Origin of the sequence: Novosphingobium decolorationis (assembly GCF_018417475.1) — a bacterium.
Classification (GTDB): Bacteria; Pseudomonadota; Alphaproteobacteria; order Sphingomonadales; family Sphingomonadaceae; genus Novosphingobium; species Novosphingobium decolorationis.
The window spans coordinates 150,184-165,386 of the sequence record NZ_CP054856.1; the positions used below are offsets into that span (position 1 = coordinate 150,184).

At 64.0% G+C, this 15,203-nt stretch carries 8 protein-coding genes and 1 pseudogene; 6 read left to right on the forward strand and 3 right to left on the reverse strand.

The annotated features are described in order from the left end of the window. The first annotated feature begins 3 nt into the window (after positions 1 to 3). The 5 genes and pseudogenes from HT578_RS00785 to HT578_RS22095 form a co-directional block, all read left to right on the forward strand. Positions 4 to 1,218, forward strand: coding sequence for a TIGR03087 family PEP-CTERM/XrtA system glycosyltransferase (locus HT578_RS00785; protein ID WP_213501549.1), 1,215 nt, complete (start codon positions 4 to 6; stop codon positions 1,216 to 1,218). Continuing rightward, the gene (xrtA, locus tag HT578_RS00790; RefSeq protein WP_213501551.1) at positions 1,211 to 2,770 is read left to right on the forward strand and encodes an exosortase A; all 1,560 of its coding nucleotides are present in this window, start codon (positions 1,211 to 1,213) and stop codon (positions 2,768 to 2,770) included. Before HT578_RS00785 ends, xrtA begins: the two co-directional genes overlap by 8 nt. Positions 2,771 to 2,782: 12 nt before the next feature. Next, entirely contained in the window at positions 2,783 to 4,678 is a 1,896-nt protein-coding gene (locus HT578_RS00795) for an XrtA/PEP-CTERM system amidotransferase (protein ID WP_213501553.1), read from the forward strand. A 237-nt stretch (positions 4,679 to 4,915) separates the two neighbouring features. After that, a complete protein-coding gene (locus tag HT578_RS00800; protein ID WP_213501555.1) occupies positions 4,916 to 7,210 on the forward strand; it encodes an EAL domain-containing protein in 2,295 nt (764 codons plus the stop codon). Between the two features lie 526 nt (positions 7,211 to 7,736). Continuing rightward, positions 7,737 to 7,937: pseudogene (locus HT578_RS22095) on the forward strand (IS5 family transposase); the annotation flags it as partial. A 405-nt stretch (positions 7,938 to 8,342) separates the two neighbouring features. Here HT578_RS22095 and zapE read toward each other — a convergent pair. From zapE to HT578_RS00815, 3 genes are all read right to left on the reverse strand, one after another. Beyond that, positions 8,343 to 9,458: a cell division protein ZapE gene (gene zapE / locus HT578_RS00805; RefSeq protein WP_213501557.1), complete on the reverse strand. Its 1,116-nt coding sequence runs from the start codon at positions 9,456 to 9,458 to the stop codon at positions 8,343 to 8,345. Positions 9,459 to 9,556: 98 nt separating this feature from the next. Beyond that, positions 9,557 to 10,339, reverse strand: a complete 783-nt coding sequence (locus tag HT578_RS00810; RefSeq protein ID WP_039393979.1) for a succinate dehydrogenase iron-sulfur subunit — start codon at positions 10,337 to 10,339, stop codon at positions 9,557 to 9,559. Between the two features lie 406 nt (positions 10,340 to 10,745). Next, positions 10,746 to 13,598 carry an Rne/Rng family ribonuclease gene (locus tag HT578_RS00815; RefSeq protein WP_213501559.1) on the reverse strand — a complete coding sequence of 951 codons (2,853 nt, stop codon included), beginning with the start codon at positions 13,596 to 13,598 and terminating at the stop codon, positions 10,746 to 10,748. 638 nt (positions 13,599 to 14,236) lie between these two features. Between HT578_RS00815 and HT578_RS00820 the strand changes: the two genes are divergently transcribed. After that, positions 14,237 to 15,124, forward strand: coding sequence for an N-acetylmuramoyl-L-alanine amidase family protein (locus HT578_RS00820; RefSeq protein WP_213501561.1), 888 nt, complete (start codon positions 14,237 to 14,239; stop codon positions 15,122 to 15,124). Positions 15,125 to 15,203: the final 79 nt, after the last annotated feature.

The window sequence follows — 15,203 nt, forward strand, 5'->3', positions numbered from 1 at the left end:
ACGATGCGCGGCGAGATCCTTTTTCTGGCCCATCGCCTGCCGTTTCCGCCCGACCGCGGGGACAAGATCCGTTCGCACCATGTGCTGAAGGCCCTGGCGCGGTTTGCCCCCGTTCATGTCGCCACCTTTGCCGACGATCCGGCCGATTGGGACCATGAGAAGGAACTGGCTGCCCTTGCGGCGAGCCATTGCCTTCTGCCCCGCACCAAGAGCGTGCCTCGCGCGGCGCTGGAAGCACTCGCGCTTGGCGTTCCGGTCAGTCTGCGCGCGTTTCACGATCCGCGCCTCGCCGCCTATGTTGATCGGGTCCTGGCCCACGCGAATATCGCGGTCATCTTTGTCTTCTCCGGCCAGATGGCGCAATATGTCCCGGATGGCTTCGCCGGACGCGTTGTGACCGATCTTGTCGATGTCGATTCGGCCAAGTTCGAAGCCTATGCGCAGGATCACAAGGGGCCGCGCCGATGGATGGAGTGGCGCGAAGCCCGTCTCCTCGCGGCCGAAGAGGCGCGCATCGCCGCGCGCAGCGACGCCACGCTGCTTGTGAGCGAAGCCGAGGCCGAGCTTTTGCGGACATGCTTGCTACAGCCCTCCGCGCGCGTAGCGTCCATGGGCAACGGGATCGATGCGCAGACCTTCGCGCCGGACGTGGTCGAGGCCGAGCCTCGGATGCGTGCAGCCGGCTTCCCGCGTCTCGTGTTTACCGGGCAGATGGATTACGCCCCCAACATCGCCGCGGTCGAGCGCGCCACGCACCAGATCCTGCCGCGTGTGCAGGAGCATTTCCCGCAGGCAAGTCTCCACATCGTGGGCCGTAATCCCACGCGTGAGGTGCTGGCGCTGGGACAGGAAGAGGGTGTTACGGTCTGGGGCCGCGTGCCCGACGTCCGCCCCTTCCTGGAAGCGGCGGACATGGCGCTCGTGCCGCTGTCCATCGCGCGCGGTGTTCAGAACAAGGTGCTGGAAGCGATGGCGATGACGCGCCCGGTGGTCCTGACATCGGGCGCGGCTACCGGCATCGCCGCGCGCGATGGGGTGGATTTTCGCGTCGGGGATACCGACGAGGATCTTGCCGCCGCCATCGTCCACCTTGCGACCCAGCCAGACATCCGGCGGGAGATGGGCATGACGGCGCGCGCCTGGGTCTGCCAGCACGCCAGTTGGGAGGCGGCACTTTCCGGTCTTGAAGGGCTGTGCGTGGGGGGCTGCGATGCCTAGCGCTGCATTTCCCACGGCCTTGCGCGAGCTGCGCGCGCGCATTCCGGGCCCATGGCGCACACCGTTGATGACACTGGTTGCCGCCTGGCTTGTGCTACTGGTCGGATTTGCGAGCGATTGGGGCGCCATGGCCCGCCAGTGGTGGGACATCTCGACCTACAACCACATGCTGCTGATCCCGCCGGTCGAGGTATGGCTTGTCTGGCAGCGCCGCAGCCAGCTGGCGCGCCTTGCTCCCGCCGCCTGGTGGCCGGGCCTGGTCCTGGTCGCAGGCGCGGCATTCGTGTGGTTGCTGGGCGGTGTGTCGGGGCTGGACCTCGCGCGCCAGGCGGGCGTCGTTGCTTTGCTCGGAGCCTGCGTCCCCCTGCTGCTCGGGCCGCGCGTGACCATGGCCCTGTGCTTTCCGCTTTTCTATCTCGTGTTCATGGTGCCCTTCGGGGAGGAACTGGTGAAGCCGCTCCAGATGGTCACGGCCGAGATCACCATTGCCCTGACCCGCGCGAGCGGCATTCCCGCCGTGATCGAAGGGGTCTTCATCGACACACCTGCCGGCCTCTTCAAGGTGGCCGAGGCCTGCTCGGGCGTGAAGTTCCTGATCGCGATGGTGGCCTTCGGCATCCTTGCCGCGAACGTCTGCTTCGTGCGCTGGGGGCGGCGCCTTGTCTTGCTGGGCGCATGTGTGGTCGTGCCGATCCTGGCGAACGGGCTGCGCGCCTGGGGGACGATCTACGCCGCCCAGCAGGTGGGGATAGAGGTGGCCGCAGGCTTCGATCACATCGTCTATGGCTGGATCTTCTTCGCCGTGGTTCTGGGGCTTGTCATCGCCGGGGCCTGGCGCTTCTTCGATCGGCCGTTGGAGGCCCCGATGGTCGACCTCGAAGAACTCGCGCGCAGCCCTGTCCTAGCGAAGCTGGAAGCGATCGGACGCGGCAGGAGCCTCATGGCCGTATTGGCCTTGTGTGGTCTGCTCATGGGGGTGAAAGCCTGGGCCTGGAGTGGAGACCAGCTGGCCGCGCCCCTGCCAGCCCAGATCGCCTTACCCGAAGTCCCGGGCTGGCACCGTGTTGATTATACGCCTGAAGTCTGGTGGGAGCCGCGCGCGCAAGGGGCGGATCACCGCCTGCTCGGACGTTATGCGGACGGGAAGGGCGGGACCGTCGATGTTTTCATCGCGCTTTATTCGGGCCAGGGTGAAGGCCGTGAGGCCGGCGGCTTCGGGCAAGGCGCGGTGATGCCCGATAGCCCCTGGGCCTGGTCGGAACCGGCGGCCGCTCCCCAGGGCGGCCACGGCGAACGTCTGGTCGCGCATGGCCAGCTCGAACGCCTGGCGATGACCTGGTACCGCAATGGAGATCTCCTTTCGGGGAGCAATGCCCGGCTCAAGCTTGCCGTCATCGAGGATCAGCTCGTCCTGCGGGCGCAGCCCACGCTCACACTCATCCTCTCCGCCGAAGAGGGGGAGGGCGACAGGGCCCGGCAGAGGATCGGACACTTCCTGGAGGCGACCGGCGATCTGTCCCTTTGGATGGACGCCGTGGCCGGGGTGAGATAGGGCACATCCGCCATGTGTGGAATTGTGGGCATATATCATTTGGATACACCCAAGCCGGTCGATCCGGCGCGGGTGGCGGGCATGTGCGATGCGCTGGCGCATCGTGGCCCCGATGGCGAAGGTGTCTGGACGGCGCCGGGGGTAGGGCTTGGGCATCGCCGCCTTTCCATCATCGATCTGGCCGGCTCGCCCCAACCGATGGCCTCGAGCGATGGCCGGGCGGTTCTGGTCTTCAATGGCGAAATATACAATTTCCGCGAGTTGCGCCATGAACTGGCGGCCGGCGGCGTCCATTTTCGCACCGATGGCGACAGTGAGGTGATCCTGGCGGCCTGGCAGCGTTGGGGCACGGACTGCCTGCAGCATCTGCAGGGCATGTTCGCCTTCGCGATCTATGACCTGGAGGCGCGCAGCCTGTTCCTCGCGCGCGACCGTCTGGGCGTCAAACCACTGTTCTACGCCACCTTGAGCGATGGAAGCGTCATTTTCGGGTCCGAACTCAAGGCCCTGCTGGCCCATCCGCTGTTGCGGCGCGAGGCGGATCCGCTGGCGGTCGAGGACTACATGACCTGGGGCTACGTGCCCGATCACCGCGCGATCCTGAAAAACGTGCACAAGCTGGCGGCCGGACATTTCCTCCTCCTGCGCCACGGCAAGCCGCTGCCGGTGCCGAACGAGTGGTGGGACGTGAGCTTTGCAGGGCGTCGATCCGGGCGCCGGGCTGCGCTCGAAGAGGAACTTCACGCACTTTTGCAGGAGGCGGTCCGCTCGCGCATGGTCGCCGACGTGCCCCTGGGAGCGTTCCTGTCCGGTGGCGTCGACAGTTCGAGCGTGGTTGCCTTCATGGCCAACGCCGGCGCGCAGCCTGTGCGCACCTGCTCGATAGGCTTTGATGTCGCGGGGCTCGATGAGACCGCCTACGCGCAGAAGATCGCCCAGCGTTTTGGTACCGACCATGTCACGCGGCGCGTCTCCCCCGACGATTTCGAGGCCGTAGAGGCCTTGGCGGGCATGTTCGACGAACCCTTCGCCGATGCCTCGGCGCTTCCGACCTGGCGCGTCTGCCAGCTCGCTCGAGAGCATGTCACGGTGGCCCTGTCAGGTGATGGCGCGGACGAAGCGCTGGCAGGATATCGCCGCCATGTCTTTCAGCGTGCGGAAGATCGGGTGCGCGGCGCGCTTCCCGCGTCGATGCGCGCCGCGGTGTTCGGCAGGCTTGGCGCGCTCTATCCCAAGGCCGACTGGGCGCCGCGACCCTTGCGGGCCAAGTCCACCCTGTTGGCGCTGGCGGGCGACAGTGCGCAAGGCTACGCACGCGCCTTGGCCTACACCACGCCGGAGCTCCGCGAGGGGCTGTATTCCCCGGAGTTCCAGCGGCTGCGCGGCGAATACCGCGCGGAGCAGCCGCTCGAGGCGCTGATGCGCAAGGCGCCGGCGCGCTCGGGGCTGGACCGCGCCCAGTACGCCGATCTCAAGTTCTGGCTACCGGGCGATATCCTGACCAAGATCGACCGGACGAGCATGGCGGTCGGTCTGGAGGCGCGCGAACCGCTGCTCGATCATCGCCTCGTCGAATTTGCCGCCTGCCTGCCGGAGAACCTGCGGGTGCGGGGACGTCAGGGCAAGTGGCTGATGAAGCAGGCGATGCAGCGCCATCTTCCCGAGGACATCCTCTATCGCCCCAAGCAGGGTTTCGTAACGCCTATCGCGCAATGGTTTCGGGGGCCGCTTCAGGAAGCGGCACGGGAAATCGCACATGGCAAGGGGCTCGCCGCCACAGGCTGGTTTGACCAGCACCATCTCGGGCATCTCGTGGAGCAGCATGTGTCCGGCCGGAGCGACCACGCGCGGTTGCTCTGGCAACTGCTTATGCTTGAGCGCTCGTTTACCACGTTGGGATTGGTCTGAAATGGCTTGAATTCGGCTGTTTCCGGCTTTCTGCAAAGGTGTGCGGCAAAGTTAAGATTAACTACACATATTCTTAGGATGTTGCCCCTAAGAGGGTCGGACAAAACGTCACAGATGGTACGTAGATGACGAATTTTGGTTGCAAATCCGAGGTGACTTTGCGCGAACGCGGCGTGGCTGCGGGCTATGCTTGGGCACCTGTTGCCTCAGGGCGCCTGAATGGGGACTTCGCCTGACATGATCGCGCGGCTTCGCCAGTACTGGAAGAGTGCCCGGTTCCGGATCGTGTTCTGGGCCACGTTCACCGGGCTTGCGCTCGGTGTGAGCGGCCTCAGCGTGCCGATCGAGGACGTCTTGCGCAATCTGCGCGTGCCGCTGCGGTTGCATCCCTCCAACGGTCAGACCGTGCTAGTCCTGATGGATGATCGAACCCTGGGGGCTGTGGGTAGTCTTGATGTGTCGCGTGGGGACGATGCGCGCTTGCTCGAAACGCTCTTTGGTGCGGGAGCGAAGCGCGTCTTCTTTGGGCGACTGCTGCCAGATCAGGCTAGTCCCGCGGACCGCGCTGCGTTCGTGACGCAGTTGAAGGCGCATCCTGGAAAGGTGTTCAGTGGGGCGGTGCCCAGCAGCGAGCAGCAGTTTGGCAACTATGCCGGCCATGTCCCGAAGGGGGACTATGCGCGGTACTCGACAGTGGTGTCTTTGCTGACTTTGCACCATCCTTTCAATCTCGGCTTCGAAATACCCTACGCCTCGGGCAGTCCAGAAGGCCGAATTCCGTCGATGGCAGCTGCGATTGCAGGTGTGAATGGGGGGGGGGACGAGCTTTTCACACCAGATATGTCGATTGATGTCCACACGATCCCTTCATTCAGCTACATCGATATCATCCGTGGGGATTTTCTCGCGGACGCAGTTCGAGGCAAGGATGTGATCGTCGCTCCTTCTGCGCCCAGCTACAACGACATCCACAAGGTGCCGGGACAGCCAGGCACTACCTCCGGGGGGCACATTCAAGCGCTGGCAGGCGAAACTCTCCAGCGCGGATTGCCACGCCGGGCAGGTTGGTTGATCCCCTTGATCGTGGTTGTGGCGATCATTGTGACCGGGACTGGCCGGGGCCGGGTACTTGACTGGAAGCGCTCGGGGGCCTTGCTGGCGGTTATCGTCGCGATCCCCTTCATGCTCGAATACGTCCGTGTCAGTATGGAAGTGGCCCCGGCTTTCGTGGTCGCTCTCATTGCCGTTCTGCGCATGCGCAGCCTTGATCGGGTCGAAGTCGCGAGCGAAACCAACGCGGGTTCGGGCCTTCCGAGCGTCCAGGCCCTCCGCAATTCGTCCGAAAAGTCCAACCGGATCCTCGTTGCACTCAAGATCCGCAACTATGGCGCGATCATCGGCAGTTTTGCCGAGCATGTGGAAGCCAACGTCGCCCGCGAGATCGTCCGACGCATTCGCATCAGTGACGATACCGCGACCGTCTATCACGAGGGGGGCATGTTCATGTGGCTCTCGTCGATCCGCAACGCCTTCGATCTCTTCGAAAATCTGGAGGGGCTTCATCGTATCGTCCAGAACGGCATCCAGGTCGGTGGTCTCGATATCGACCTCTCTTTCAACTGCGGCGTCGATTCCGAGTTTGATCGCACCATGTCGACCCGAGTGGCCGGAGCCATGCAGTCGGCGGAAGAGGCCATTCGCAATGACGAACTGGTCTACCAGCACGACAGTCGCAAGCATGAAGCGCAGTGGGAAATCTCGCTGCTGACCTCGCTTGATCGCGCGATCGACAACGGTGAGGTCTGGGTCGCCTACCAGCCCAAGTTCGACCTTCGCTCGAACCGGATCTGCGGTGCCGAAGCGCTCGTGCGCTGGACCCATCCCGAGCGTGGTCCGATCTCGCCCGAGAAGTTCATTCGCATCGCCGAGGAATTTCATCGGATCGAGCGCATTACACGGTTCGTGGTCGACGACGCCGTACGCTGCGGGGTCGAGATGATGCGGGAAGGCCTCGACATCTCGATGTCGGTCAACATTTCGGCACAACTGCTGCGCAATCCCATTCTGCCGACGATGATTTCGGATATCCTGGCGCTGCATGGCCTGCCCGCCGACCGCCTGATCCTCGAGATCACCGAGACGGACAAGCTGGACCGCAGTTCACGAACCTATCAGATGCTGCAGCGGCTCGTGCAGTCGGGGCTGCGTCTCTCGATTGATGACTTCGGAACGGGCAATGCGACCCTGGACTATCTGCGCTACCTCCCGGCGAGCGAGGTCAAGATTGATCGTTCGTTTGTTTCTTCCATGGAAACCAACAAGGATGATCTCGTACTCGTGCAGTCGATCATCGAAATGGCGCATTCGCTGGATCGCACCGTGGTCGCAGAAGGTGTGGAGACCGCAGTCGGCCTCGACATCCTCAAGCAGCAGGGCTGTGACATTGTCCAAGGCTACCACATCGGCCGGCCTGTGCCCTTCGCTGACCTGGCACTGATGATCGCGGCGGGGCAGCTGAAGCTCCATGGTTAAAAAAGTCTTGAGTTTGAGTTAGCTAACGGTTAACCCTGTGTCTGTCGCAGCAATAGCGACGGTTCACATGGGGAAATACAATGCTTACTGGTTACTGGTGGGGCTCGTTCGGTCACTGATTGATGACTGACATGATTGGCTAATTGCTCTTCATGGCCCATAAAAAAGAAGCCCCCTGGAAGTCAAAAGCGATTTCCAGGGGGCTTTTTATTTGTCGATTTGCTGATTTCTGAAAATTTTGTTTTCTGCGGGCGGTTTGGATAGCTTCTAATAGGCGGCCGTCGGTCATCATCTGCCTGTGGGAGTAGTTCCTTTTTGTTAGCCTATGTGGCTAACGGTAAGGCTCATGAGTCGCTGTTAGCCAACTTGTATTCGCGGCCTGGGATGTAAGCATCCCCGGTCCGAGGCCGGAAGATGGGCAGGAAACGCCTCTTGTAACTCCAAGGCTATAAGGCGCTGATGGAGAGGCTCAGGACTCGTTGATTGGCTTGCCATGGTTGCTTCAGGCTCCGCGAGGAGGCTGAGTGTGAGCGACCTGCATTGGCTGACGGAAGAGCAGATGACTCGGCTATCGCCGTATTTTCCCAAGGGTCTCGGTAAGTCGCGTGTCGATGATCGGCGCAATCCGAGTGGGGGCATCTCCGCCAATCGGAACGGCCCACGCTGGCGTGGTGCGCCCAGGAAATGCGGGCCTCACAAGACCTTGTACAATCGCTGGGAGCTATGGGTGTATTCATCCGGTGGAAGGAAGTCTTGTCCGTTCAAAGTTTCGAGCCGAGGGCTGTCCTGATCAACGGTTCCTGAGTCTGGGTGCCGCGCGGATTGCCGCCCATTCCCAAAATCGCGGCCTCACCATTCCTGTTCAGTGCTGCGCGAGCAAGTGGGGGATAGGCGCTTTGGAGCGGCTCCTTAGCAAGGACACTCTTGGGCCTGGGTGCCTGACTGCTCCAGGGGGCCGTTGTAGCGGCCGATCCAGGGTGTATATTCAGGAAGGCAAGCTCATCGGCGCCATCAAGCGCCCGTCTCATGCCTATCACGTCTGGCTTACGCCCCAAGTGACCCGAAACGTGGGAGGGTGATGCCCCGGCCGAAGATGGGAGGTCTGACCCCGTGCCGGTCCATCGGTGGGCTTTCAGTCCTCGCCGTGGCCTTTGGCAAGGTAGTCGGCGCTCTGCATTTCGTTAAGTCGGCTGACCGTCCGTTCGAATTCGAAGCGACCGGTGCCGGCTTCGTAGAGCTCTTCCGGTGAGGCATCGGCGGCTGCGATGAGCTTGACCTTGTTTTCGTAGAGAGCGTCGATCAGGGTTACGAAACGGGCCGCTTCGTTGCGGCGATCCGGCCCCATGCGAGGGATGCCGACGACGATGACCGTGTGGTAGGCGCGCGCAATCGCCAGGTAATCGGAAGCGCCCCGCGCTTCGGCGCACAGGCGCTTGAAACTGAAGACCCCTACGCCCTTGAGGCTCTTGGGTACATGGAGCAACCGTCCGCCGCCGACATCGATATCCGCCGGGGGAACATGCTCGGCATCCTCGGGTGGATAGTCGGTCAGGCGGTAGAAGGCCTCGCGGGTCTGTTCGGTCGCCTCTTCGCCCAAGGGGGTGTGCCATGTCGCCATGCCGCCAAGACGCTGAAGGCGATAGTCGGTCGGCCCGTTCAGCGTGTAGACGTCGAGCTCCTGCTCGATGAGGTCGATGAAGGGCAGGAAGTGTTCGCGGTTGAGGCCGTCCTTGTAGAGTTCGGACGGTGCCCGATTCGACGTCGTCACGATCGTGACGCCCTCGTGTTCGATGAGCTGCGTGAACAGGCGGCTCATGATCATCGCGTCGGCGGAGTTGTTGACCACCATCTCGTCGAAGGCGAGGCACTGCACGTTGCGCGCGATCGTCGCGGCAACAGGCGGGATCGGGTCGCCACTTTCCTTCTTGCGCTCTTCGTTGAGGAGCGCGTGCACCTCGAGCATGAAGGCGTGGAAGTGAACCCGGCGCTTGGCCGTGATGTCGAGCGTCTGGTGGAACAGGTCCATCAGCATCGACTTGCCGCGCCCAACGCCGCCCCACATGTAGACGCCGCGCGGGGAGGGGGCCTTCTTGCCCAGTAGCTTGCCGAAAAGGCCGGTGGAATTGCGCGCCTTGTAGAAGGCGCGCTGCAACTGGTCGAGGCGCTCGGCAACGGCGGCCTGCTCGGGATCCGAGCGCAGTTCCCCGGTGGCGACCAGGGTCTCGTAACGACCGAGCATGGCGGTCATGCCGCGCGCTCCCGGTGTATATCACGCAGGCGAAAAACGCCGACGGGGAGCGCGCAATGCATCACGACTGACATCGAAGAAACGCCGGGATACGCCGATCAGATCTGGCGTTCGGCCTGCATCTTCTTGATTTCGGCGATCGCGCGTGCGGGCGAGAGGCCCTTGGGGCACACGTTCGAGCAGTTCATGATCGTGTGGCAGCGGTAGAGGCGGAAGGGATCTTCCAGCTCGTCGAGGCGCTCGCCGGTCATTTCGTCGCGGCTGTCCGCCAGCCAGCGATAGGCCTGGAGCAGGATGGCCGGGCCCAGGAACTTGTCCGAGTTCCACCAGTAGCTCGGGCACGAGGTCGAGCAGCAAGCGCACAGGATGCACTCGTAGAGGCCATCGAGCTTCTCGCGCTGGTCGGGGGTCTGCAGGCGCTCCTTGCCCGACGGCGTGGTCGAGACAGTCTGCAGCCAGGGGCGGATCGACGCGTACTGCGCGTAGAAGTGCGTGAAGTCGGGGACCAGGTCCTTGACCACGTCCATGTGCGGCAGCGGAGTGATGCGGATGTTGCCCTTGAGATCCTCGATCGCGGTCGTGCAGGCAAGGCCGTTGGCGCCATTCATGTTCATGGCGCACGAACCACAGATGCCTTCGCGGCACGAACGGCGGAAGGTGAGGGTGGGGTCCTGCTCGCTCTTCATCTTGATGAGCGCGTCGAGAACCATCGGGCCGCAATTGTCGAGGTCGATCTCGAAGGTGTCGTAGCGCGGGTTCTCGCCGGAATCCGGGTCGTAGCGGTAGACGGTGAACTTCTTGACGCGGGTCGCACCTTCAGCCTTGTGGACGTTGCCCTGCTTCTTGATCTTGCTGTTGGCCGGAAGGGTGAACTGCGCCATGAACGAATCCCCGTTTTCTTGCATTGCGGCATAACCGCCTCGGTGGTTCCCCTCTAGCGATTCAGCCGCGCGGGGCAAGGGGGGAGTGTGAACAGATGGGCATTCCGGCGCTCTAACACCGCTTTTTTACATGCAAATTGCGCATGTTCGGCTGAATCTGGCGGCGAAATGACGCCTTCATGATCCGCGATCGGTCGCGCCAGTCGTGCTCTGCAAGTCGCAGAAAATCGATGATTATGCCGATTAGGGGGATGTGCTGGCCGTATTTCCCGGGCGAGCGGCAGCGCCCTTCGAGGCTGTCTGCCTGGCCAAGGGGGCCGGCGCAGTTTGCGACGGCCCATGCAAAAAAGGCTCCCCGTTTCCGAAGAGCGGGGAGCCTTTTTCGATTTTTGCGGGGTCGCGGCGATTATTCGCCGAACGTGCGCTGCCACCAACCGCGGCGCGGAGCCTCGGCCTTGGGGGCTTCCTCGGCCTCGGCTTCAACCTTGGTCGCGGTTTCCTCGCTGGCAGGCTTGGTTGCCGCGGCTTCGGGGGCCGCCTCGGCGGCGACCTCTTCTGCGACGGGCTCAACCTTCTTGCGGCGCGGGGCCCGCTTGGGCTTGGGCTTTTCGTCGGTCGCCTCGGCCGCGGTTGCCGCGTCTTCGGTTGCCGCCTCGGCCTTCTTGCGGCGCGGAGCGCGCTTGGGCTTGGGCTTTTCCTCAGCCGCTTCGGTCGTGGCTGCCGCGTCTTCGGTTGCCGCCTCGGCCTTCTTGCGGCGCGGGGCGCGCTTGGGCTTGGGCTTTTCCTCAGCTTCCGGTTCGGCAGTCGGGGCCTCGGCTGGGGCTTCCGCAGCCGGTTCGGCGGCGGCTTCTTCGGCGGCAGGCTCAACCTTCTTGCGGCGTGTGCGCGTGCGCTTCGGCTTGGGAGCGGGTTCTTCCTCGGCCGGAGCTTCCGCAACCTCGACCGGTTCGGGCGCCATTTCGGCGGCGACCGTGGCTTCGGGCTCCGGAGCCGGTTCGGGCGCGCTCACGGCAGGCTCGGAAGGCGCTTCGGCTTCAGCTTCGGGGCTCTCGTCCGAGGTGCTTTCCTCGCCTTCGCTGCCAAAGCCTTCGCCCTCGGCATTGCGGCGACCGCGGCGGCGGCGACCGCCACGGCGACGGCGCTTGCGCGGGGCCTCGGCTTCGTCGTCATGCCCGTCGCTGGCTTCGGTGTCGCTGGCTTCGGCGCCGCTGGTTTCGGTGCCTTCGTCGTCCTCGTCGCTGTCAGCCTGGGCTTCGCCCGCGTCCTGGCCGTCCTCGCGGCGGTCACGACCACCGCGACCGCGGCGACGCTTGCGACGCTTGCGACGCGAACCGCCTTCGTCCTCGTCGTTCGAACGGGCTTCCTCGGCCTCGAAGGCCTCGTCTTCCTCGTCCTCGTAGAGGCCGTCGTCCTCGACTTCGGTTGCGATCGGGTCGAAACGCGGCACGAAGTCGTTGCGCGGGCCGGACGAGGCCACGCGCATCTTGGCGCCCTCGTTCTCACCCTCGGGGATGACTTCCACGGTCACGCCGTAGCGTTCCTCGATGTCGGCGAGGTCGGCGCGCTTGGCGTTGAGCATGTAGACAGCCGCTTCGGTGCTGGCGAAGAGCGAGACGATCACGCCCTTGCCCTTGGCTGCTTCGTCCTCGATCAGGCGCAGGGCCGAAAGGCCTGCCGAGCTGGCGGTGCGCACGAGGCCGGTGCCGTCGCAGTGCGGGCACGAACGCGTGGTCGCCTCGAGTACGCCGGTGCGCAGACGCTGGCGGCTCATCTCCATGAGGCCGAAGCTCGAGATGCGGCCGACCTGGATGCGGGCGCGGTCGTTCTTGAGCGCGTCCTTCATGGCCTTCTCGACCTTGCGGACGTTCGAGCCGTATTCCATGTCGATGAAGTCGATCACGACGAGGCCGGCCATGTCGCGCAGGCGCAGCTGGCGGGCGATCTCGCGGGCGGCTTCGAGGTTGGTGGCAACAGCCGTCTGCTCGATGCCGTGCTCCTTGGTGGCGCGGCCCGAGTTGATGTCGATCGAGACCAGCGCCTCGGTCGGGTTGATGACGATGTAGCCACCCGACTTCAGCTGCACGACGGGGTCGTACATTGCGGTCAGCTGGTCCTCCGCGCCGTAGCGCTGGAACAGCGGCACGGGATCGGAATAGGGCTTAACCCGGCGCGCGTGGCTGGGCATCAGGAGCTTCATGAAGTCCTTGGCCGCGCGGTAGCCTTCCTCGCCCTCGACGACGACTTCCTCGATCTCGCGGTTGTAGATGTCGCGGATGGCGCGCTTCACCAGGTCGCTGTCCGAGTGGATCAGCGCGGGCGCGGCCGAGTGCAGCGTCTTTTCGCGCAGCTCGTCCCAGAGACGGGCGAGGTAGTCGAAGTCGCGCTTGATCTCGGTCTTGGTGCGCTGGAGGCCGGCCGTACGCACGATGCAGCCCATCGAGCGGGGCAGGTTCATCTCGGCGATGATCGACTTCAGGCGCTTGCGGTCCGAGGCCGAATTGATCTTGCGGCTGATGCCGCCGCCGTGGCTCGAATTGGGCATGAGCACGCAGTAGCGGCCGGCAAGGCTGAGATAGGTGGTAAGGGCTGCGCCCTTGTTGCCACGCTCTTCCTTGACGACCTGCACGAGCAGGACCTGACGGCGGTGGATGACGTCCTGGATCTTGTAACGGCGACGCAGCGCAAGGCGCTTCGAACGCAGCTCTTCGGCTTCCTTCGAGCGGGCCTTGCCCTGGCGGCGGCCGCGACCACGGCCACGGCGCGAGCGGCCATGGTTGTCGTCTTCGCCGTCTTCGCCGTCCTCGAAGCCCCGCTCGACGTTGCCGTCCTCGATCGTGGCAACATCGTCCTTTTCGGAGGTGTCGACCTCGGTCAGGCCGCCGTCGTCGAAGTCTTCGCCGTCGGTGTCGTTCTCTTCGTCCTCGTCCTCATCGTCCGCTTCGCTTGCGCGCAGGGCCGCTTCTTCCTCCGCGTGGGCGGCTTCCTCGGCGAGGAGCGCGTCGCGGTCTTCCTTGGGGATCTGGTAGTAGTCCGGGTGGATTTCGCTGAAGGCAAGAAAGCCGTGACGGTTGCCACCGAAATCGACGAAGGCGGCCTGGAGCGAAGGCTCCACGCGCGTCACCTTCGCGAGGTAGATGTTACCCTTTATCTGCTTGCGTTCGGTCGATTCGAAATCGAACTCTTCAATGCGATTTCCCTTGAGTACCGCCACCCGCGTTTCTTCCGGGTGGCGCGCATCGATGAGCATGCGCGTTGCCATTGGTAAGTCTCCGGACGCGCTGCCTTCCGGCCGGATCAGCCAGTGGCGCGCGTCGATTGTCGTGAAGGCCGCAGGAGAACGGGAGGGCGCCGTAAGGACGGGAGGCCTCTGCTCCGTAGCGGACCGGATTGTAGATGGGGTCGGAGCAATCCATCGCTCCGAGTGTCGTATCAAATTCCACTGCCGGTGCGGCAGCGATTGCGTCTGCGAGCGGAAGTTCGCGTGGCGAAACCCAACACGCCGAAAGTTGCGGCCACGCCGCCACCGCCCCGAAGGGCTTGGGCTGGCAAGGCGGCAATTGGCTTCTCATCTCTCGCATCAACCTGTTGGAGCCGGGCCGGAAAGCGGCCGGTTCAATTCTCTCCGCGCAGGCTGTCGGCCCTGATGGCAGATTGCAAGTCCCTTTCAGGAAGATAACTTGCCAACCTGTCCGGGGTGAACAGTCGCGGATTTGAACTGCCTAGCACTACACGTAAGCCACGGCAAGTTGCTTGGTGGGGCATGTCTTCCGAAGTGGATCGAACATCGCCGCAGCGGGGCGCGCACCTGCTGAAATGCGCCGTCTTCCGGGGGGATCCGTGCCGGCACGCGCAAGAGGATTGCGGGGCTTGCGGCGAGGCCCTAACGAGACACCGATTATGGTGCGTCTGGTCCAGATATTCCTGCTGCTGCTGGCTCCGCTTGCGCTGCTTGCCTGTGTTTTCGTGATCAACCGCACGTTCGCACAGGCGAGTGGTGGGCGCGATTACGTGGTGCGCATGAAACTGCCGGAGATCGGTGAGCCAGCCGATCTGCCAGCGGTCGAAGGGCCGCGCGATGCCCGCCAGCCACTGGTGGTGATCGATGCCGGGCATGGCGGGTTCGATCCGGGCGCGGGCCATGGCCGGGTCAAGGAAAAGCAGATCGCCTTGCAGATCGCGCGCGCGATCCGCGCCGACCTGCTTGCCCACGGTGATATCCGCGTTGCGCTGACGCGCGATGGCGACCGTTTCATTTCGCTTGCCGATCGCCCCGATATTGCCCGGCGCCTGGGGGCTGACCTCTTCCTCTCGATCCATGCCGACAGCGCGGAAAGCGACCTTGCGCGCGGTGCCAGCGCCTATGTGCTTTCGGAAAAGGGGAGCAGCGAGGCCGCACGCCGGTTCGCGGCGAGCGATGCCGAGAGCGATGCCACGAGCGCGCGCCGGGTGAACGGTGTCGTCCTCGATGCCGCCAATGATGCCGTGGGCGCGATCCTGCTTGACCTGTCGCAGCGCGGCGCCCAGGAGGCCTCCGCGCAAGTTGCCTCCTTCCTGATCGAGGAACTCTCCGATGCGGACGTGCGTCTTCACCGTCGTCACGTCGAAACCGCCGCGCTGGCGGTCCTGAAGGCGCCGGACATGCCCTCGGTCCTGTTCGAGACCGGATATATCAACAATGCAAAGGATGCCGCTTTCCTCCAGTCGCGCGCGGGGCAGGGCGTGGTTGCAGGCGCAGCGGCGCGCGCGATCCGGCGCTATTTCGCGCGGCGCGCGGATTTCCAGTAAGCACCGGGGAGGTCGGTCCTGTCGCTTGCGGCGGCCTCGATGGGTGTCTCGCTTCGCCGTGTTATCCGCGACTTGCCCG